The organism is Paraburkholderia sp. A3BS-1L (assembly GCF_051125215.1).
Lineage (GTDB): Bacteria > Pseudomonadota > Gammaproteobacteria > Burkholderiales > Burkholderiaceae > Paraburkholderia.
Genome location: NZ_CP120442.1, coordinates 995,207 through 1,016,381 on the forward strand (window position 1 = coordinate 995,207; position 21,175 = coordinate 1,016,381).

The following is a 21,175-nucleotide window of genomic DNA, read 5'->3' on the forward strand; positions in this document are numbered from 1 at the left end:
GCAGTGACGGGCGGCGATGGGCGTGTGTCCGTGTGGACGCTTAAGCCGGCGTCTCCTCCTCCGGCTCCGTACGCCCGGACGGCTCGGCCGGCGCCGGCAGCACCGACTCCAGCGTGCGCTCGCCAGCCGCGAGCGCGCGCTTTTCGCGCGGCGTGAGGCGCTTGACACGGTATTCGGCGCGCAGGGCGCTGGCGCGGTCGGCCAGCTCGAACTGCGCGAGCACGCGCACCGGCTTGCGCGAGCGCGTGTAGCGTGCGCCGGTGCCGTTCGCGTGCTGCGCGAAACGCGCCTGGACGTCGACGGCGATGCCCGTGTAGACGCTGCCATCGGCGCATTCGAGCAGGTAGAGGAACCACGGCATGACTGGGGGTGCGATGATCGTTTGAACGGTGATGGGGGCGAATCTAGCTACCGGACTCAGCTGCCGAATCTAGCTGCGAAACGGATTATGTTCGTTCAGCTCATGCACATAGGCATGAATCTGGTTCGCCTCGCCTTGCAGAAAGTGGGCGACGGCGTCGGCGAACGCGGGATGCGCGAGCCAATGCGTCGAGCGCGTGACCGTGGGCATGAAGCCGCGCGCCATCTTGTGCTCGCCCTGAGCGCCGCCTTCGAACACGGCGAGCTTCTCTTCGATGCAGAACTCCAGCGGCTGATAGTACGCGGTCTCGAAGTGCAGGCAGGGCACGTGCTCGAGCGCGCCCCAATAGCGGCCGTAGAGCGTGCCGCCGCTGCCGTCGGCGTCGCGCTGGTAGACGACGAGCGAGCTTGCGATCGGCTTGCCCTCGTATTCGGCGATCACGAGCATCAGGTTCTCGGGCATCGTTTCGCCAATCGCGCGGAAGAAGTCGAGATTCAGATACGGCGACGAAAAGTGCTCGCGATAGGTCTGCCGGTAGCAGCGGCTGAAAAAGCGCCAGTGCTCGTCGCGGATGTCCTCGCCGCGAATGCGCCGGTGCGTCACGCCCGCGTCGCGCACCTTGCGGCGCTCGGCGCGAATGTTCTTGCGTTTCTTCTGTTCGAGCGTCGAGAGAAAGTCGTCGAAGTCGCGGTAGCCGTCGTTGAGCCAGTGAAACTGCACGCCTTCGCGCTGCATCATGCCGAGGTCGGTGAGCATGGCCGCGTCTTCGGCGCTCGGAAACAGCACATGCAGCGACGAGACGTCGGCCTGCTCGGCGAACGCGACCAGCGTGGCGGCCAGATGGCGGCGCGCGTGCTCGTCGGCGGCCAGCAGGCGCGTGCCCTGCACGGGCGTGAAGGGCACCGCGCACAGGAGCTTCGGGTAGTACTCGAGGCCGTTGCGCTTGTAGGCGTCGGCCCAGGCCCAGTCGAAGACGTATTCGCCGTACGAGTGGCCTTTCAGGTAGACGGGCGCGGCGGCGGCGAGCTGGCCCGTGCGCGCGTCGGTGAGCGTGACGAACTGGGGCGCCCAGCCCGCGTCGGGCGTGGCGCAGCGCGTGGCGTCGAGCGCCGCGAGGAATTCGTGGCGCAAAAAGGGCGTCGGCTGCGCCTGGCGCGCGAGCAGCGCGTTCCATTGCGCAGCGTCGACCTCGGCCGGTGAGCCGAGAATGCCCGTGCGATAATCGAAATGTTCCTTATTCAACTTGCGTGCCCGTTGTGGCTTGGCGCAGTGCCGCGCCGCGGCAAACGGTCATGGTAAAGCAAACCATCCGAACGGGTGAGGGCGCGAGTCGGACTGAATGTCCACTGGGCGTCGCCTGAGCGTCTCCATGCCCCCAATCGCTTATCGGTCATCCAGATGAAACAGCGCTTCTTCAATCTCTATTCGCATGGCTTCGCGCGCATGGCCGTGGGCGTGCCGCGCTGCCGCGTGGCCGATCCGGCCTTCAATGCCGAACAGACGCTCGCGCTCGCGCGCGAGGCCGCAGACGGCGGCGCGGTGCTGATCGCGTTTCCCGAGCTCGGCCTTTCCGCCTATAGCTGCGACGATCTCTTTCACCAGCAAGCGCTGCTCGATGCGTGCGAGCGCGCGCTCGCGCAGATCGCCGCCGCGTCGGCCACGCTGCCGCTCGCGATGATCGTGGGGTTGCCGGTGCGCGTCGGCCATGCGCTGTTCAACTGCGCGGCGGTCGTTGCGGGCGGGCGCGTGGCGGGCGTCGTGCCCAAGAGCTATCTGCCGAACTACGGCGAGTTCTACGAGCCGCGCCAGTTCAGCGCCGCCGATTGCGCGAGCACCGAAACGGTGCGCCTCGCCGGCCAGGACGTGCCGTTCGGCGCGTCGCTGCTGTTCGATGCGGCGCCGATCCCGGGCCTGCGCTTTCACGTGGAAATCTGCGAGGACGTCTGGGTGCCGATTCCGCCGTCGTCGTTCGCGGCGCTCGCGGGGGCATCGGTGCTCGTGAACCTGTCCGCGTCGAACGTGGTGGTGGGCAAGGCCGGGTATCGGCATCAACTGGTTTCGCAACAGTCGGCGCGCTGCCTCGCCGCGTATCTGTACACCTCGGCGGGCCAGGGCGAATCGACCACCGACATGGCCTGGGACGGCCAGGCGCTCGTCTACGAAAACGGCGAGCTGCTCGCGCAGTCCAGGCGTTTCCTCGACGACTCGCACCTGATCTATGCCGATGTCGATCTCGATCGGCTCCAGCAGGAGCGCATCCGGCAGACTACCTTCGGCGACTCGGTGCGCCGTCATGCCGACGAGATCGCGAAGTTCCGCGTGATCCATTGCGAGCTGGGCGCCACAGGCAAGGGCGCCTGGGAGCAGGAGACGCTGGCGCTCGCACGCCGCGTCGAGCGTTTCCCTTATGTGCCGGCCGATCCGAAGCGCCGCGACGAGCGCTGCAACGAGGTCTACAACATCCAGGTGCAGGCGCTCGTGCAGCGGCTCTCGCAGGCCGGCATCAAGAAGGTGGTGATCGGCGTGTCGGGCGGGCTCGATTCCACGCACGCGCTGCTGGTCTGCGCGAAGGCGATGGACCGCCTCAAGCTGCCGCGTGCCAATATTCTCGCGTACACCATGCCTGGCTTCGCGACGAGCGAGCGCACGCTGCGCCAGGCGCGCGAGCTCATGACGCTGGTGGGCTGCACGGCGCGCGAGATCGATATTCGCCAGAGCTGCATGCAGATGCTCGAAGACCTCGGCCACCCGTATTCGGAAGGCAAGGAGAGCTACGACATCACCTTCGAGAACGTGCAGGCGGGCGAGCGCACGAATCACCTGTTCCGCCTCGCCAATTTCAACCACGCGATCGTGATCGGCACGGGCGATCTTTCCGAGCTCGCGCTTGGCTGGTGCACCTACGGCGTGGGCGATCACATGTCGCACTACAACGTGAACGCCAGCGTGCCGAAGACGCTCATCACGCATCTCGTGCGCTGGGTCGCGGAGACGGGGCAGATCGGCCAGAACGGTGAAAGCGGGCGTGACGTGCTCGAAGCGATTCTCGCCACCGACATCAGCCCAGAGCTGATTCCGGGCAAGACCGACGGCGCGCCGGAGCAGAAGACCGAAAGCACGATCGGCCCGTACGAGCTGCAGGACTTCAATCTCTACTACACGCTGCGCTTCGGCTTCGCGCCTTCGAAGGTCGCGTTCCTCGCGCGCCATGCGTGGCGCGAGCGCGAGACGGGCGCGTGGCCCGAGAACGCGAAGGTCGCGCGCAATCAGTACGATCTCGCGGCCATCAAGCGTAATCTGCGGATTTTCCTCGACCGCTTCTTCCGCACGAGCCAGTTCAAGCGCACCTGCATTCCGAACGCGCCGAAGGTGGGCTCGGGCGGCTCGCTCTCGCCGCGCGGCGACTGGCGCGCGCCGAGCGATTCGGAGTCGGTCGTGTGGCTCGCGGATCTCGAGCGCGTGCCCGATCAGGAGCGCGCGAGCGCGCCGCCGCCCGCCGCTGCGTCTTGAAATCGTCGCGCACAGCGTAAAATCGCGGATAACCTGCGGACGAACCGCAAACAAACTGAGACAGACGAGGATCGCCATGAAACGCATTACAGCCGTCATTAAACCGTTCAAGCTCGACGAAGTGCGCGAAGCGCTTGCCGAAGTGGGCCTCACGGGCCTGACCGTGACCGAGGTGAAGGGCTTCGGCCGCCAGAAGGGCCACACGGAGCTTTATCGCGGCGCCGAGTATGTGGTGGACTTCCTGCCCAAAGTGAAGATCGAGGTGGTGGTCGCCGACGCGCAGACCGACCAGGTGATCGATGCGATCATCGGTGCGGCGCGCACGGGCAAGATCGGCGACGGCAAGATTTTCGTCACCGACGTCGAGCGCGTGATCCGGATCCGCACCGGCGAAGAAAACGAAGCGGCGGTCTGAAATCAGAAAAAGCAGGGGACGGCGCCGCTCGCACGGCCCATCCCCAAAATAAAAAACGGTGCGATACCCGTTGGGATACCGCACCGATACGCGCCTCTCGCAGCAGCGTGAAAACTTCGATGTAACTGTTCTGTCCAGACTTCTCGCGAATTAGAACGAGTGCTGGATGCCTGCGTACACGCCGGTCTGGCTGTGGCCCGGCAGCGGGTTGCCCGTTCCGGCGCCCAAGCCCGGGTTGTTCGCGTTCAGACCGAAGTTGGCCGACTTGCTGTTCTGCACCGTCGCGACCTGGAGGTCGAGCAGTGTGCGCTTGGACAGGTTGTACGAGCCACCAACCGTGTAGAGCGTGGCATTGCCGCCGCCGTTGTTCGCATTGACGTGATAGACCGCCGCGATCAGCGCGGCTGCCGGCGTTGCTTGCCACGTCACGCCACCCCACTCGTGATCGAGCGTGGTCGGCTGGCCGGGCATCGTGAATGCGCCGTTCATTCCCGACGTGCGAATGGCCTGATAGCCGCCCTGGACCTTGAACGGACCCAGGAACACGTTCGCCATGATCGTGTATTCGCGCGACGCGGTGAACGGGCCGCCGGTCTGGCCGGTGGCCGGGTCGGTCACGGTCGGGTCGCCATTGAGCTGGCCGTTGATCGGGTTGCGGATTTCATCGTACAGGCCGCGGATCTGGAACAGCGCGTTCGTGTAGGTCAGCTGCAGGCCGTCCTGGCGACCCTGGGACGTGCTGCCGTTGCCGTTCCAGCTCGTGGCGTTCGAGAACGAGTACTGGCCGTACACGTCGAAACCGTAGAACTTCGGCGACTGGTACGAAATGTTGTTGCTCGACGCGGGCCAGTTACGGCCACGGACCATCGATGCCGACGACCAGTTCGACTGGCCGAACGGGTCGAAGTCCCAAATGCCGTTCGCGATGAACAGTTCGCGGCCCATCAGCAGCGTACCGTACATGTCGTTGGCCATACCGACCGTTGCCCAGCGATTGAAGAGACCGCCGCCGCCCGGGCCTTGACCGGTTGCCGTGCTAAAGCTGCCTTCCAACTGGAACAGCACCTTGTTGCCGGCACCGATGTCTTCAACGCCCTTCATGCCCCAGAGGCTCGTGCCCCAGTAGCCGCTTTCGAGCTGAACCTGGCTCGTGCCATGAGTGGCGCGGCCTTGGGCGTCGCTGCCTGCGCCGATGCCGTTCATGTATGCGATACCTGCATCCAGACGGCCGTAAAGGGTCACGCTGCTTTGCGCATGCGCGACTACGCCAGCCGACATCAACGCTGCGGCGAGCAGAGCTTTCTTCATCTTTTCTCCTCCATACCCTGTCAAAGAGTCAACCTAAGTACTGCCAATGACGTCCGCGCGTTCGGGGCGCCGCGGACAGAAGTTGTCGCGTAGGGAGCGTGATCCGAGGATCGGCGTACGGAAACGATGCGAGCAGGACAACCTGGTCGAGTCGTCTTGCAGATCCCTTGGTTGACTGGCATCTCCCGTTCTTATTTGAAGTGAAACTACTTTTAATGAACTTCGTTTTGCTACTTTGGTTACTAATTTAGCAAAAAAGCCTGACGCTGGCGACCGAAATCGCTTGTGGGTGCTGGGGTGTCGCCAAATTGCCATACGTGTTTCCTGGATGGTGGTCAGCACGATCTGAAAAGTATGTCTAAAGCCTTGCGGGACAAGGCACACACGTTTGCTGACGGAGGATCTTCAGGATTGCCACTATTGACGCAAAATATCGTCAGGCGTAGGGCGGAATGCGCGAATTGGCCGCGCAAAGGGGCGTTCGAACGGGATTTGGAAGGTAAAAAGAAAAGGCGCTGAAAGCGCCTTGAAATACTACTTTTACTACATTGCCGCGACGGCATGTAGTCGACTACATGATGGCCCGGCTTACTTGAGGCTGCCCGAGAGGAACTGGCGCAGGCGCTCGCTTTTCGGACTGGCGAACACTTCGGCTGGCACGCCTTCTTCCTCCACGCGGCCCTGGTGCAGAAACATCACATGATTGGAGACGTTGCGCGCGAAACCCATCTCGTGCGTCACGACGATCATCGTGCGGCCTTCCTCGGCGAGCTTCTGCATCACCTTGAGCACTTCGCCCACGAGTTCGGGATCGAGCGCGGACGTAGGCTCGTCGAACAGCATCACGTCGGGGTTCATCGCGAGCGCGCGCGCAATCGCCACGCGCTGCTGCTGGCCGCCCGAGAGGTGCGAGGGATATTGCTTTTCCACGCGCGGCGCGAGGCCGACCTTTTCCAGGTACGTGCGCGCGCGCTCCTCGGCTTCCTTGCGCGAGAGGCCGAGCACGTGCACGGGCGCCTCGATCACGTTCTCGATCACGTTCATGTGCGACCACAGATTGAAGTGCTGGAACACCATCGCGAGCTTGGTGCGCACGCGCTGCAGTTGCTTCAGGTCAGCGGCGTGCAGCGCTCCGGTGCGCTTGTCGGCGCGGGTCGCCACTTCCTCGCCGTCGACGATGATGCGGCCCGAGTTCGGCTGTTCGAGGAAGTTAATGCAACGCAGCATCGTGCTCTTGCCCGAGCCGGACGAGCCGATCACGCTGATCACGTCGCCGGCGTTCGCCTTGAGCGAAACGCCCTTCAGGACTTCATGGTCGCCGTATTTCTTGTGGAGCGAATCGACGAAAAGTTTTTGCTTCTGGGAATTCATCAAATACCTCGGTGCGGGCTCACTTGCCCTCATTTACCTTGAGGTCGCAGATACGCGAGCCAGCGGCGCTCGGCCTGGCGGAACAGCCAGACGAGCGTGAAAGAAATGATCAGGTACAGCAGGGCGGCGATGCCGAACGCGCCGAACGACTGGTAGGTCGCCGAGTTCACGTCGCGCGCGATCTTCAGGATGTCGGGCACGGTGGCCGTGAACGCCACGGTCGTGGCGTGCAGCATCAGGATGACTTCGTTGCTGTAGTAGGGCAGCGCGCGGCGCAGCGCCGAAGGCAGGATCACGCGGCGATACAGCGTGAAGGGCGACATGCCATAGGCGCGCGCGGCCTCGATCTCGCCATAGGGCGTTGCCTTGATCGCACCCGCGAAAATCTCGGTGGTGTACGCACAGGTGTTGAGCGCGAATGCGAGCAGCGTGCAGTTCATGCCGCTGCGGAAGAACGCGCTGGTGAGCTCGTGGTTGCGCACGATGTCGAGGCTGTAGAGGCCCGTGTAGCAGAGCAGCAACTGCACGTAGAGCGGCGTGCCGCGGAACACATACGTGTAGAGCCACACGAGCCGCGCGAGCCACTTGCGCTTCGAGACGCGCGCGACCGCGAGCGGCACCGATAGGCAGAAGCCGATGCCGATCGAAATCACCAGCAGCCACGCCGTAATGGCGACGCCCGTGAAGTGATAGCCGTCGCTATAGAGATAGTTGCGCCAGTATTGCTGGATCAGTTGGACGAAGTCTTGCATGGTCTTGGCCTCTCGCGTGTCAGAGATCCGCTTTGCGCACGCCCGTGGAGTAGCGCTTGTCGAGATACATCAGCACGAAGTTCGAGACGGTCGTGATGACGAGATAGATCGCGCCTGCGAGCAGGGTGAAGAAGAAGAAGCGCAAGGTGCCTTTGCCGGCGTCCTGGCTGGCCTTCACGACGTCGGCGAGGCCGATGATCGAGACGAGTGCCGTGGATTTCACGAGCACCTGCCAGTTGTTGCCGATGCCGGGCAGCGCGAAGCGCATCATCTGCGGGAACATGATGCGCGTGAACACCTGCCAGTTGGTCATGCCATAGGCGTGGCCCGCTTCGAGCTGGCCGCGCGGCACCGCGAGAAACGCGCCGCGGAAGGTCTCGGTGAAGTACGCGCCATAGATGAAGCCCAGCACGATCACGCCCGCGAGGAACGGGTCGATGTCGATCTGGTCCCAGCCCAGGTAATCGGTGAGCATGTTCAGCCAGATCTGGATGCTGTAGAAAAGCAGCAGCATCAGCACAAGATCGGGCACGCCGCGAATGAGCGTGGTGTAGGTCGTGCCCGCGCCATACGCGACGCGGTTTTTCGAGAGCTTCGCCGCCGCGCCGATCAGCCCGAGCAGGAACGAGAGCGCGAGCGAGAGCACCGAGAGCTTGACGGTCTGCCAGGTGCCGGCGAGGATCAGCGGGCCGTAGCCTTGAAGAAACATAGGTGAGTCCTCAACGGGGCGTCGCAACGCTGGACGGCGCCCCGCGAAAGGCGCGGCAGAGACTGCCGCGGTTCAAGTCGGTTCATGCGCGGCCGGCGTGGCTGGCCGCGTGCTTCGCGACGGCGGCGCCCATGAGCGCCGTGTGTCCCCGTCTTGTTGTTTACTTGCCTTTATAGATATCGAAGTCGAAATACTGCTTCGCGAGTCGGTCGAACGTGCCGTCCTTGTGAATTGAGGCGAGCGCCGCATTGAATTTCGCCTTCAGGTCGGTATCTTCCTTGCGCAGGCCGATCGCGGTGCCGTCGCCGATCGTCGCCGGATCCTCCACGGCCGGGCCCGCCCACGCGAAGCCCTTGCCGCGCGGCGTCTTCAGGAAGCCGAAGTCGGCCTGGACCTCGTCCTGGAGCGCCGCATCGAGGCGGCCCGACATCAGGTCCTGATACACCTGATCCTGATTCTGATACGTCACGACGTTCACGCCCTTGCCGGCCCAGTGCGCCTTCGCGTAGGCCTCCTGGGTCGAGCCCTGCTCGACGCCCACGTTCTTGCCCTTGAGCGAGGCGACGGTGGGCTGGAGCGGCGAGCCGGCCTTGGCGAGCATGCGCGCGGGCGCGTCGAACATCTTGTCGGAGTAGTCGATCTGCTGGCGGCGCTGATCAGTGACGGACAGCGACGAGACGATCGCGTCGAACTTGCGGGCCTTGAGCGCCGGAATGATGCCGTCGAGGTCGCTCTCGACCCAGACGCACTTCACGTTCATGCGCGCGCAGAGGGCCTTGGTCAGGTCGACGTCGAAACCGACGATCTGGCCGCTGGCGTTCTTGGATTCGAACGGCGGATAGCTCGCATCGACGCCGATGCGCACGGTCTTCCATTCCTTGGCCGCGGCGCTGCCCGCCAACAGGGCGAGTGCGAGGCACACTGCGAACTTCTTCATCATTCTCCTGTAGACCAGAATTCGCGCTTTGGCGCGTGACTCCGGTCCCATGCAAAGCGGATACGGGCGCGACGCCGGGCGGGCGCCGCGTTGTAAGGGCGCCGTCATTTTAGGCGATCAAAAATGCGGGTCGGACGCGGACAGCGCCGGTTGCTTGTCTCTGATGGGCCTGCCGGACTGTTCCTGACCGGGCGTCTGAAAAGCGCGGTATTTTACCCGATGCGCGGTCCCGCGCGGTCAGCCGTCGCTTCGCGCGCCGTTTCAGCAAGAAAAACGCCGCGGGATTCGCAGACTTAGTGTGTCACGAACGTAGGCGAGAGCCTGCGGTGCTGTACTGAAGATGGGAGTAGGTCTCCCGAAGTCGGCTTTCAACCGGCGGCGTCCGCATTCTGACCTCATGCTGACGGTCCCCTTCGGGCCCGGCTGGCTGCATGTCCACGCAGCGATCAACGTCGTCCGGAAATCACTATCATTGTCTTGCGGGGGGGGGGGGCAAAGAGGGGACAGATCGAGGCGACTTATAAAGAACTCAAAGAGCAGATGGCCGAACTTCAGGTTTAGCTGACCGCCGCCCGTCAGGCGGAATTCCAGATGGTTCTCGAAGATATTCGGGCCAAGGTTGCGGAGTACGGCTTCACGGAACAGGAGGTTTTTGGCCGTCGTGCCGGCAGAAGTCAAACTCCGAAAAGTCTGTCCCTCGCAAAATATCGGGACCCACGGAGCGGAGCGACATGGTCGGGGAGGGGGCGAGCACCTGACCGGATCCAGGGCGCAAAAAACCGCGAGCGATTTCTGATTTCAGAATAACGTATCGCACTCCGCGATGTTTTTCCTGGCTCGGCCCCGGTGGCCCATGCGAGCAGATGCTGGCAAACAGATCCTTCCAGATGCAACGCCGCGTTTTCACGCCGTGCGTGCCGGCAAGGTCGACAGCGGGGTTTTCACGTGGTTCACGATCTGTCAGGTGGCAAACCCGCGCGCGCCGACGCGGTGACCGACACGATCGTGCTGCTCGCCAATACACTCCCAGCGTATGAGCTCGCCCACCGGGGCAGTTGCGCGGGAAGGCTGCATGGCCATATCCACCTCGAATAGTCCGCGCAAATGCAGTCGCTTGTAACAGTGCCGCATCAATGACCGCCGCTTGATCCAACGCGCTTCCTGGGGGAGCGCTGCAGAAAACGTTGCTCTGTATTGCGAATTACCTGCTATCAGGCGCGTGGAAAGCAGGTACATTCCCGCTGCTATCCACCGTTTTCATGCCCGCGTTCGGATCACTGCGAGTCCGTGCAGACAATTGCTCTGCTCACGAAGATCGTTGCCTTCTCAGCGGCGTGAATGGCGGGCGTGAAAGTGCGTCGTGCGGCGCAAACGCGCGCAGCCGCAGAAACGGAGCCATTGCAGTATGCGATTGTGGCGTACGAAGTTTTACGGCAGGATAAGTGTGTCGTACGATTCCGGTGCAAGCATTCACGCGTATCCCTGCACGTTATGGCTGACCTTCGTTTCAAACTCGTTGCGCTCGCGCTGCCATCCGGGAGTGCACCCGAATCCCTTCCACCTTCTGTCGTCCAACTGATCGCTGCGTGCTGGCCCGGCATGAGCCGTGCCCAGCTCCTTGATCGCGCGCGCCGCCTGGCCATGCGGGCATCGTTGCGCGCTCGAGCGGGTGTGGGCCCGGAAGGCGTGAGCCTGTTCTCGCTGATGCTGGAGGCGGCCGACGGCCGGATAGAGCTTGTGGCGCACGTCCGGCGACGCGCGACAAGGCGTACCGGACGACGCGCGAAGGTCTCGCTGCCGCCGCCGCGCGACGCCAGGCAGCGGGGGCTCTTCTGAGAGGTGATTGTCGACGTTCATTCAGCGCGTCTGCCGTCAGTAAGCGTGAGCAGGATATTTCGCGGGAAAGTCCCGCTGAGCGATGTGTGCGGGTTCGATAGTTAAGTCGTTATCGAACGCTGCCGCGATGGATCGTGAACGTTTCCGTGCGCGCACCATACCGTTTCGTGACTTCTGCATCCGCCATCAGTCTGGACGATTTCAGGATCGGACCTGCCACGACATACAGTCGATCGGGATCAGCGCCGTACATGTAGATGTAGCCGTCATTGCCGTCGAGATGAAGTTCGGTCTCGCCGAGTTCGCCAGCATGCGCACGCCTTATCGCGCTTTCCAGACGGTGTTCCAGTACCCGGATTCGCGGCAGGTCCCTGGGCCAGTAATCGAAATCGACCATCATGACCGGTCCAGGTGGCCTTTGTGAGGGCTCCGAAGCGCCTGTACTGCCGGCGAAGAGCGCGATGCACAGAACGGTGGAGAACGCCCCTCTTCTCATCGTTCGTACCATGGCGACGGCGAAATGAAGATCCATTGTCGGAGATCGAGGCTGTCCCGTCGAGAGCACCTGTGTGGCCGATCGCTGCCTGCGGGTTGCGTGACACCCATGTGACGTAAGGTTATCGTGCCAGTTGCACGCGACGTGGCGGTCCGACGTTCCATTTGGCGAGCCGTGACCACGAAGAAGCGAAAGGCATGACGAATGAAACGGACAAGACTAACGAACCGGACAAGACTAACGAACCGGCGAACATCTCAATGTGTTACCTCATGGCAGACCTGGCCGCTGCCTTCGTTCAACCGCTGCCTTCGTCTCGCGCGGCTGCCGCGACCGCCGTCCAACTGCCTGACTCGGGGCGTTGCGTGATGCGCTCAACGGGCGTGCTCGCCTGAGTGGTGATCAGCTTGCAGATGAGTCTCGCAAAGGGCTCAATATTCTGATACGTGCTCGCCTGCTCAAGGGCAGCAAGGTAGGCGTTCCTCGACTGAACCGTAACGATCGTCCACGGGTAGCCACCGGTGCTCAGCATGAAATTCATGATGAAGCGCGACAGCCGGCCATTGCCGTCCATATAGGGGTGGATGAACACGAAGATGAAATGACCCAGGACCGCCCGAACGCCCGGATGATCCTCCTGCTCGATCAGTTCCATCAGCGCCGGCATGCAGTCGCGCACAGCGTCGGGCGCTGGCGGGACGTGCAGTGCGTTGCGGATGAACACCTGGTTGTTCCGGTAGCCCGCGAGGTCACCGACCTTGAGAATGCCGGCCTGCACACTGGGCGAGAAGAGCGCCAGATACCACTGGAAGAAGTCCGCGACGAAAGCATCGGCTGGCCGCTCACCGTCCCGTACGACACGACCGATGAGCGCCTTCACGTGCGCGTGAGTCTCGGCGTATCCCTTCGCCGCCGTGGCATCCCGGGTCTGTCTGTCATCTGGATTCGTCTCGGGGCTCCACCTCCCTGTGCGAACCTTGTCAATCAGATCCGCACTGACGCGATAACCCTCGATGGACAGCGAGTGATACGCGTCCGCTACGTACCGGGCCGTGATGTCGGAGATCAGTGCGTCTGCTTCAACTGGCTCAGCGCGCGGCACCGTCTCGAACAGACGGATGACTGTCGCGCGCATGGTGGACCACATTGCCCGGATACGCATGACATATGGAGACTCGTTTCGGCCACCCCGAATCGGCATGAGAGCCCGTTCGAACGGATTCTCGATATTCACGTTGAAATCGGCGGCCCGCATGGTGAACACCAGCTGGTTTGCTTCAGCCGCACGACCGACCGCCTGAAGCGCACCTGCCAGCCGGCCTGCCACCACACTATGGCCCCCCGCGAGAAGTGCTTCGATGAGTTGCGTGATGTCGACCTGCCGCATGGCAATCTGCGCGGACATCTCGTGCTGCGTGAAAAACGTTGGGCTCACCCGGATCAGCGCCTCCGGCAAAGGCATGAGCAGTATTCCGCTGGCGTCCGGCGTGCGTCTTGGCACCAGCTGCCCGGGGGGAACACGGTAGAAAAAGATGGAGCAGTCAAAGGGCAGCGATTGGGGCTGGTTGTCTGCAGACGGCGACTGAATCTGCAGCTGCTTGGCGATGCTGGTGTGGCCGCTGTGCTTTAGCACCGAGAGCTCGGCACTGAGCTGCCAGTCCCGACCAAAGCGCGACGGCCGACACGAACACTTCCATGTTCGCGTACCAGTGCGTGGAGTCTCCGTCTGAGTCTTCAGGGTTGTTGGCGAGATACCACCCCTTGATGACCGGCTTCAGAAACCCCGCCTTGAGCAGCCGCTGCCGGTGAACACGCGTGAGGGCTGGCAGGGCGGACGCCTGAAATACCCCCACGCCCTCATCTTGCAGGGTCTTGAGTACGCGAAGGGACTTGGCTAGTTTTTCGTGTGGAGCAGCCATTTCCCGTCATTTCACTAGAATGATGCTTCGCGATATCACTAGAATCATGTGGATTTTGTCGGGTGCGCGGGCGACACGCCGCTTGTCCGGCTCGTCGTGCTCAGCGAGGAGACTGGCTGCGTGATTCCCGGCACCGCCGAGTTCATGAATTCGGGCGTGAGCTTTGTGCTGCACTTTCCAGGAAAAGATGCAGCTATTCAGCGTCCCCAAAACGGCGTCGTTTCTCGAGAAACCGGGTTTTTCCCGTGTACGGCATGCCAGCGACCATCCCCATTCAGGAACATTTGAATTCCCCCGCAGGTGCCGAACCGGCGCACGACAGCGAGGCAGTAAAAGGCGCGGCTTCCCGTTGAGCGGATCAGGTGTCGCCGCTCCGGGAATCGTTCACCGGCGCAGCGGGCATGCCAGCTGGACTGTCGCTCCGGTATAACGACATGGGCCGGGTTTCCTTTGGCATGCCCGGCTCCGTTTTTCCGGGGGGGGATCAAGCAACTGCGCGGGGAAGCGGAAACAGTGATGGCCCTGCACCGTCCTGAGGGCACGCCAGGACCAGATTCAATATGCACTAAAGTCTGGCGCGCCGCTGCCGAAAACTACGGCATGAGACACGAACATCCAATGCATTCCTGGGGCGACTCCATTTTTGCGGAAGCGCGGGCGCTCGAAGCGAGCATTCGCGCGATCCGCGAAGCGCAGGGCAAGAAAAACCCAAGCGATTTCCCACCCGATAGTCCGGCTTGCCTTTTGGCCATGGACGAATTCGCGCATGATGTTTGCCGTGCGCTCGGCGTTGATCCGATAGCGTCCGGCGAAGTCACGGACGACGCTCTTCACTGGGTGGCTACACAGAGGCAATGAAATGGATGCGCCACACTGGACGCAACCCTCGCGCCAATGTGGAGCGGCGAGTCAGGCGTAATCACGGACGAAGACGTACAGCGCTTCCCGTTACGCAACGCGATGCTCAGCTCGCTGGGAGGCGGCCCCGCCATACGGCGGGTGTTCGCGGCGTGCGGACAGGAGCCAGACTGGGGTCGATGGCCTGCATCGGCCCGGCGGTCGGTAAGGCACGGACGCGGCCGCAACCGGCGCGACGACTTCCGATCATCATCAGTTGCGTGATGAGACGCGATGGAGTCAGTCCGCCCCACTTCGATCAATGAGCCTGGTGATTATGTACGACCGTTGATAGTATGGAAGCGATCCGCCTGGGCAAGCTGTCCCCGCCCATATCGGCGCGGCCAGTCGGGACTCCGTAGACTTTTACAGCTGGAATGCGCGTACCGCAGCGTGTAACGTTTCTGCCTGTGCTCGCAGTGCGCTGGCCGCCTGAACGCCATCCTGCACGAAGGCAGCGTTTTGCTGGGTGACACGATCCATCACGGTGACGGCGGCGTTCACCTGTTCGATGCCGGTGCTCTGCTCCTCTGAGGCATCGGCGATCGAATCAACAAGTTGGGCGACCCCTCTTACGGTGCCCAGCAGATCCACGATGGTTGCGGCGGCAGCTTCCACGGCCTGATTGCTTTGATCGACCTCTGCTGTCATTTCTTTGATGAGCGTATCGATTTCCTTCGCCGCGCCTGAACTGCGTTCAGCGAGCGCGCGCACTTCCTGCGCGACGACGGCGAAGCCTCGCCCCTGGCTCCCGGCGCGCGCAGCTTCGACGGCAGCGTTCAATGCCAGCAGATTCGTCTGGAAAGCGATTCCATCGATCACTGAGGTAATTTCCTGAATGCGCGCCGAGCGCTGCGCAAGCGCCCGCATGCGCTCGCCTGCGTCGCGTGCGGCACGGTCACCGTCGCCGGCTTTTGCCGACGCGATGCCGGCGAGCGTGCGTGCCTGCGTGGCATGCCCTGCATTCGAGCGCACTATCGTGGAGAGCTGCTCCATGCTCGACGAGGTCTGCTGGATACTGGCCGCGTGTTCTTCGGTGCGCTGTGCAAGCGTGCCGTTTCCCGAGGCGAGTTGCGCGGTTGCCTTTGCGATGGCTTCAACTGAATCGCGGATGCCGCCAATAATCGCGGCGAGCCGTTGCTGCATGACATTCATGGCGTAGAGCACGCTACGCGTGTCGCCGGGCCTGACCACGACCTCGACTGACAGGTCGCCTGCGGCAACGCGATTGGCGAGTTGCGCAGCCACGAACGGTTCCGAGCCAAGGTCACGAAAGAGACTGCTTGCCATCGAGGCACACAGGGCGGCAACCCCGACGAGCCCAGCGACGATGAGCCCGACCACGAACCATTCGACCAGCTGACCCGTCCTGCGCGCGCGTTCATATTCCGATTGAGCATCGGCGAGCTCGAGCGCGCGCAGCTGCGCGCCCTGCGTCTTCACCGTCTTCGAGAGAGGATCAATAATCTGCGTCTGTACCCACTGCGCTTCGGAGAGACTGTTCGCCGCAAGCAGTTGCACTGCGGGACGCAGGCCCTTGTCCCGCAGCGTGGTCCAGTTCGTGGAGAAGGCCTCGGCGCGGCGGCGGTCATCTCCGGAATCCGTGTGGGATAACCAGGCCTGCATGAGTGAGTCGATGCGCGCAATGCGGCTCGTCGTGCCTTCGACCACGAGCTGGGTCTTTTGCGCAGACGGATCGAGGATGGCGTCGCTGACCGAAAAGCTCGCTTCAGTGACCAGCTCGTCGATCGTCGAGATCGCCTGTAGCGCCTGGACGCGACCCTCGATCATGGTTTGAAGCGTGCCGATCGAAGTCGATACACCAAACAGACCCACCGCGCCGATACACAGCGAGACGAGAACGACCACCGTGCTCAGCAGAACAAGTCGGGCTTTGATAGTGAGCTTGCGCATAAAAGTCTCGCAAAGACGCGCACCGTGCACGGCACGGGCATAAATCCGGAATGATTGGCTACCGCGACAGCAGCGCGTCTTTTTACGACCGATTCGCTGAAACGGTGAGTGAATTTTTTGTGACACGGCTAATCGCCATGCCGCGCCTGCGAGGCATGGTGTCAAGCATGGGGCCGCGTCACTGGATGTGCGATCGCATCCGGGGGAGGCGACGTCGGCGCTCCAGGATGCTTTCTACCCGTTGATCTGGCGTTGGAGTTGCGACCTGTAGACCTTAGGCAAACTGCTTAAGTTGAAATGCAGAGGACATTTGTGTCGTCGCCGGGCGCGGAACCACCAGCATCTGAAAGTGAGCATCTGCTGTTGCAGGCGCAGGGAGGGGCGCCCATGTCAGGTTCCCCTTGCAGCTGGCGCGTATCGAATCAGTCTTCCGCAAACGTTTTGCCCAACGTTCGCCGCCACAGTCCGAAAAACGGATATGCGAATTTTTAGAATTCTTTCGGATGCCAAAGCGCTGATTCAAAAGAAGCTTTCTGAATTTTCCGGTCGTCGCATATCACCGCCTTTGGGTTCATGAGACTCTAGTTTGTCGCCATCGAAGCGGCGCCGCTACTTCGATGGTGACGTACTTCTTACTCATTAACCTACGGGGTTTGACATGGACCGCATCGATTCGGTCGTTTTGTCGCAAATTGGCGCTTATAGGCCTATTGGAGAATCTTTTAATCAGGGTAACGTAAAGAAAACAGAGACGCTGCCGTTTACGATCAAGGTGGTAAGCAATCTGGCTGACCTCAAGAAGGCCGTCGAGATGCGTCGTGCTGCCTATCGGCGCCACTTGCCGGAGTTTGCCGAGACCATGGGCGTGGAGCCGCTTGACGGCTCGCCTGGCACGGTCGTGCTACTCGCGCAGTCACGGCTGGATGGTGGCCCGCTTGGCACCATGCGGGTGCAGACCAATGCGTTCGGTCCACTTGCTGTTGAACAGTCGGTCAGCCTGCCGGACTGGCTGGGTAACGCGCGCCTCGCCGAGGCAACACGGCTCGGTGTGGCGCACGGTGCAATCGGCAGGATGGTGAAGGTGGCGCTGTGCAAGGCGTATTACATGTATTGCGCACAGAATGGGATCGACTGGATGTTGATTACGGCGCGTTCACCACTCGATCGGGAATACGACGCGATGCTGTTTGAGGATGTGTACGGCCAGAACGAATTCCTGCCGATGGCGCACGTGGGAGGGATGCCGCATCGCGTAATGGCGAAGCCGGTTGCCCTGGTTCGTCAGCGCTGGGCGAAGGTCAATCATTCATTTTTCGGGTTCTTTTTCGAAACGGATCACCCCGATATCGATGTCAGCGTCGCGCCGAAGCAGGGTGAAGCCGGACACGGCGTTGAGTGTGGTGGCATGGCGGCCAGCGCATCTGGCCGTCTGCGCACGCTGAGCGAAGCGTAAGGCTCGAAGTCCGCCCGAACGCAATCTGGCGGACAAAAGGTCGGCGGCGTCAGCACAGTCGTGCTTTTGTCGCCGGCCATCGTAGCATTACAGGAAAATCGGGGATGAAGTCATTGGGGAAGGGCAGCAGATGACAGGCGTTAAGTGGGCGTTCCGGGACAGGCTGACCGGCTGGTCTTTCCAGTGGTTTTCAGTGTACGTCGCGCCATTTGTGATTGCGCTTGGCAGCATTGCCGTTCTGTTCTGGGCGCCGCGCCAGTTCGATACGACCGGGGTGGTCCCGATCAGCTTTCCCGTGATTGCGGACCCGTCGGCGACACTGTCACCCTCCGTCGCCATTGCACGCCTGCGCGATACCGCGCCCACAGCACGTTTCAGTACCCATCTCGCGGAAACACCGTTCTGGTTCCTGCTGGAAGCGCCAGCCACCGCCGATGGAGGTGTCACGTTCATCGATCTGCCGTCGAGGCACGCGCAGGCGCTGTCGTGCTGGCAGACGGCACCCGTTCTCACCTTGCTCGGCACGGGCGACCGCTACGGAACGAGCGGCGAGATGCGCGCCAACAAGGCGGGATTTGCACTCAGGGTCGACGACCACGTCGCGCGTGCGCCGATCCTGTGCCGGGGTACCTTCTCAGGACCAGCGTACATTACCGCCTCCGCGTCGAGCCGCGACAAGCTCGAGATTACAACGCTTGATTTCCAGCAGGAGGTATCGCTGATCACCGGCGGCCTGCTCACGCTCGCGATCTTCGTGTTCGTGACGGCAATCATCAATCGCGAATGGACCTACGTGATCTTCGCCGCGTGGCTCGTGGGCAACCTCCGGTTGAGCGCCAACGCGGTCGGCTTTGATACGGAATGGATGGGCAGGGTTATCCCGCCGGAGCACATCGCGCTATTGCGGCAGTTCACCTTCGCAGCCTATTACGTACTCACCACGACGCTCTTCGTGGAGCTGTTTCGCCGCGAACTCCGGGAAATCGGCCTGCGCTGGAGTCTGCAGGCCGTCCGGTACGGCGGCTGTGTGCTGATGGTCGCTGCGTTCGCATTAAATTACGCACACTTCATTCCGGTGCTGTGGGCAAGCGCCAGCTTCTGCATACTCGTGCTGACCTACTTCCTCGTGCAACTGGTGATCAAGGCGAGATCGCGCACGGTGCTCTGGTATGTCGCGTCAATGGCCATCGTGCTGTTTGCGACGCTGTCGCAGGTGCTTGCCGCAGCACTTGGCCTGAAAGCGCTGGCCGGGGGCCTGAGTCCTGTCGTGACGGCGCTGTCTTCGAGCATGCTTTGTGCATTTGCCATTGCGGAACGTATGCGCGAAGAGCGCGAACGTCGGCGGCAAATGGAGATCGAGCTGCGCAACACGTATGACGTCACGCCGATCGGTCTCTTCACGCTGAACGGGGAGAGCTGCTTCGTGCGCGCCAATCCGGCGCTGCATGCGATGCTCGAACTGCCTCAACAGCGCTATACCTCGTATCGATGGGCCGACTATTTTGCGCCTGGCGCTGAGCCAGCCCTGCATGAACTCCTGGAAAGGGAAGACTCCGCGTCAATCGAGATCGACGGCGTCGCCGGCACGAGGACTGGCGCCCGGCGGTACTCGCTGCGGGCAATCCGGGCGAACGGATTCATCGAGGGGTCGCTCGAGGACGTGACGGACCGGTCGAAGGCGGTGGAGCGCCTGCACTTTCTCGCCGAGCACGACCCGCTTACTGGGCTGCTAAACCGTCGTGGCATCGAACATGCAATCGGCCGGCAAAGCGGCGAAACGGGCCCGTGGGCACTCGCATACCTGGATCTCGACCGGTTCAAGCAGTTCAACGACCTGTTTGGTCATGGGACCGGCGACGAAATACTCAAGCAGGTCGCCGCTTACCTCGTTGAGCATCTCGGCTCCGATGTCCCGATCGGACGCATCGGCGGTGACGAATTCGTGTGCGTCCTCGGGGACGTGGCGATCGACGATGCAATCAAGCGCTGTCGCGAATTTGTCGTGACATTGAACTCTGCACCCATTCACTTCGACACGCGGGCATTTCAGGTGAGGGGATCGATCGGCCTGGTCGAGTGCTCGGAAGGTGCACGGGTCCTTGATGCATTGGCCCACGCTGACCGCGCGTGCCGCGCTGCGAAGCGAGGGGGTAGTGCGCGGCTAGTCGCATTTCGCAAGGACGCGCCAGTGTTCGAGGAGCGTGCCGCTGAAATCAGCCTGATCGAGGCGCTGGGGCAGAGCCGGCTGCCCGATGGGCTGTTCCTCGTGATGCAACCGATTATGTCCATGCGTGCGCCGACGCAGGCGCTCGACTTCGAGGTGCTGCTGCGTCTGCGCATGCCGGACGGCGCGGTTGCGACAGCCGCGAAACTGATCGCCGCTGCCGAGGATTCCGGCACCATCACCGCGATCGATCGCTGGGTGCTCTCGACGACGCTGGCATGGCTGCGTGAAAACCGCGCCTCGCTTTCCACGACACGCTTCGTATGCGTGAACCTGAGCGGCGGGTCGCTTAACGACGAGCAGTTCCTCGACGAGTTGTTTGAGCTGTTCTCGCGTCACGAGGACGTCATCCACTACCTTTGCATCGAAATCACCGAAAGCGTGGCATTGCACGATCTCGAACACACCGAACGCTTTATTGCGCGCGTGCATGGGATGGGTGCAAAGATAGCGATCGACGATTTCGGTGCGGGCCACACGTCGTTACGCTATCTGAAGAAACTGTCGGCCGATGCCCTGAAGATCGACGGGGAGTTCGTGCGCACGATGTGTAACCATCCGGCCGACATTGCGATCGTCGAGGCGATCATTACGCTTGCGCGTAACCTCGGCATGCGCAGCATCGCCGAATGGGTTGAAGATGTCGAGACCTTGCGCGCGCTCGACGAACTGGGGGTCGACTATGTGCAGGGCTACGCAATCGCCAAGCCACAGGAAACCGATGACATTCTCGCTGCAACCTCTGCAGCGGGCTTCGTGAGCAAGGCGGAGGTCACGCGCTATCTGGAAGAGCAGCAGACGCTGAATGGTGGCGCCGATGACGAGTTCATGGAGCGGGAGGGTGCGGTGTGAAATGAATTGCCGCACCACGCACCAGCCCACGGCCTCCGACGTTGCTATACCCGAGCGCGTGGTTGCATAGTCGACCCACATCCAGCTGCGCTACACGCGACGGATAGATCGACAACCACGGCGACGATTGCATCGAGCGGAAGCTGTCGCGAATCTCGTGGGCATGTACCTGCGCGCCAGTGCGTGCGTGAAGTGAGGAACTTCCCCGGTGAGTTTCACAC

General features: G+C 62.2%; 17 protein-coding genes. 5 read left to right on the forward strand and 12 right to left on the reverse strand.

The features are described from left to right. Positions 1 to 40: 40 nt before the first annotated feature. A complete protein-coding gene (locus P5W99_RS04455) occupies positions 41 to 361 on the reverse strand; it encodes a GIY-YIG nuclease family protein (protein ID WP_421044199.1) in 321 nt (106 codons plus the stop codon). A gap of 69 nt (positions 362 to 430) precedes the next feature. Continuing rightward, positions 431 to 1,603: a GNAT family N-acetyltransferase gene (locus P5W99_RS04460; RefSeq protein WP_434662016.1), complete on the reverse strand. Its 1,173-nt coding sequence runs from the start codon at positions 1,601 to 1,603 to the stop codon at positions 431 to 433. Between the two features lie 156 nt (positions 1,604 to 1,759). On the opposite strand from P5W99_RS04460, the gene P5W99_RS04465 reads away from it, so the two are divergent. Both P5W99_RS04465 and P5W99_RS04470 read left to right on the forward strand, forming a co-directional pair. Beyond that, a complete protein-coding gene (locus tag P5W99_RS04465; protein WP_421073785.1) occupies positions 1,760 to 3,871 on the forward strand; it encodes an NAD(+) synthase in 2,112 nt (703 codons plus the stop codon). A gap of 76 nt (positions 3,872 to 3,947) precedes the next feature. Then, a complete protein-coding gene (locus P5W99_RS04470) occupies positions 3,948 to 4,286 on the forward strand; it encodes a P-II family nitrogen regulator (protein ID WP_035527352.1) in 339 nt (112 codons plus the stop codon). Between the two features lie 150 nt (positions 4,287 to 4,436). On the opposite strand, the gene P5W99_RS04475 is transcribed toward P5W99_RS04470, so the two are convergent. From P5W99_RS04475 to P5W99_RS04495, 5 genes are all read right to left on the reverse strand, one after another. Next, the gene (locus P5W99_RS04475) at positions 4,437 to 5,594 is read right to left on the reverse strand and encodes a porin (RefSeq protein ID WP_421073786.1); all 1,158 of its coding nucleotides are present in this window, start codon (positions 5,592 to 5,594) and stop codon (positions 4,437 to 4,439) included. Positions 5,595 to 6,182: 588 nt separating this feature from the next. After that, complete coding sequence (locus P5W99_RS04480; protein ID WP_421073787.1) at positions 6,183 to 6,965, reverse strand: ABC transporter ATP-binding protein; 783 nt, start codon at positions 6,963 to 6,965, stop codon at positions 6,183 to 6,185. Between the two features lie 29 nt (positions 6,966 to 6,994). Next, positions 6,995 to 7,717: an ABC transporter permease gene (locus P5W99_RS04485; RefSeq protein ID WP_035527343.1), complete on the reverse strand. Its 723-nt coding sequence runs from the start codon at positions 7,715 to 7,717 to the stop codon at positions 6,995 to 6,997. A gap of 19 nt (positions 7,718 to 7,736) precedes the next feature. Further along, positions 7,737 to 8,426, reverse strand: a complete 690-nt coding sequence (locus P5W99_RS04490; protein WP_421073788.1) for an ABC transporter permease — start codon at positions 8,424 to 8,426, stop codon at positions 7,737 to 7,739. A 160-nt stretch (positions 8,427 to 8,586) separates the two neighbouring features. Further along, positions 8,587 to 9,363 carry an ABC transporter substrate-binding protein gene (locus tag P5W99_RS04495; RefSeq protein WP_421073909.1) on the reverse strand — a complete coding sequence of 259 codons (777 nt, stop codon included), beginning with the start codon at positions 9,361 to 9,363 and terminating at the stop codon, positions 8,587 to 8,589. Between the two features lie 561 nt (positions 9,364 to 9,924). Here P5W99_RS04495 and P5W99_RS04500 point away from each other — a divergent pair. Next, positions 9,925 to 10,170 carry an H-NS histone family protein gene (locus P5W99_RS04500; RefSeq protein WP_434662435.1) on the forward strand — a complete coding sequence of 82 codons (246 nt, stop codon included), beginning with the start codon at positions 9,925 to 9,927 and terminating at the stop codon, positions 10,168 to 10,170. 663 nt (positions 10,171 to 10,833) lie between these two features. Here P5W99_RS04500 and P5W99_RS04505 read toward each other — a convergent pair. From P5W99_RS04505 to P5W99_RS04525, 5 genes are all read right to left on the reverse strand, one after another. Beyond that, positions 10,834 to 11,220 carry a hypothetical protein gene (locus P5W99_RS04505; RefSeq protein ID WP_434662020.1) on the reverse strand — a complete coding sequence of 129 codons (387 nt, stop codon included), beginning with the start codon at positions 11,218 to 11,220 and terminating at the stop codon, positions 10,834 to 10,836. A gap of 88 nt (positions 11,221 to 11,308) precedes the next feature. After that, positions 11,309 to 11,731 (reverse strand): hypothetical protein, encoded by a 423-nt coding sequence (locus P5W99_RS04510; RefSeq protein WP_434662021.1) that lies wholly within the window; start codon positions 11,729 to 11,731, stop codon positions 11,309 to 11,311. Between the two features lie 262 nt (positions 11,732 to 11,993). Further along, a complete protein-coding gene (locus P5W99_RS04515; protein ID WP_434662023.1) occupies positions 11,994 to 13,328 on the reverse strand; it encodes a Fic family protein in 1,335 nt (444 codons plus the stop codon). Between the two features lie 841 nt (positions 13,329 to 14,169). Beyond that, positions 14,170 to 14,448, reverse strand: coding sequence for a hypothetical protein (locus P5W99_RS04520; protein WP_434662024.1), 279 nt, complete (start codon positions 14,446 to 14,448; stop codon positions 14,170 to 14,172). A gap of 429 nt (positions 14,449 to 14,877) precedes the next feature. Next, positions 14,878 to 16,425 carry a methyl-accepting chemotaxis protein gene (locus P5W99_RS04525; protein WP_421079567.1) on the reverse strand — a complete coding sequence of 516 codons (1,548 nt, stop codon included), beginning with the start codon at positions 16,423 to 16,425 and terminating at the stop codon, positions 14,878 to 14,880. A 658-nt stretch (positions 16,426 to 17,083) separates the two neighbouring features. Here P5W99_RS04525 and P5W99_RS04530 point away from each other — a divergent pair. Both P5W99_RS04530 and P5W99_RS04535 read left to right on the forward strand, forming a co-directional pair. Then, the gene (locus P5W99_RS04530) at positions 17,084 to 17,878 is read left to right on the forward strand and encodes an N-acyl amino acid synthase FeeM domain-containing protein (RefSeq protein WP_434662025.1); all 795 of its coding nucleotides are present in this window, start codon (positions 17,084 to 17,086) and stop codon (positions 17,876 to 17,878) included. 130 nt (positions 17,879 to 18,008) lie between these two features. Beyond that, positions 18,009 to 20,954 (forward strand): putative bifunctional diguanylate cyclase/phosphodiesterase, encoded by a 2,946-nt coding sequence (locus tag P5W99_RS04535; protein ID WP_434662027.1) that lies wholly within the window; start codon positions 18,009 to 18,011, stop codon positions 20,952 to 20,954. The last annotated feature ends 221 nt before the right edge of the window (positions 20,955 to 21,175 follow it).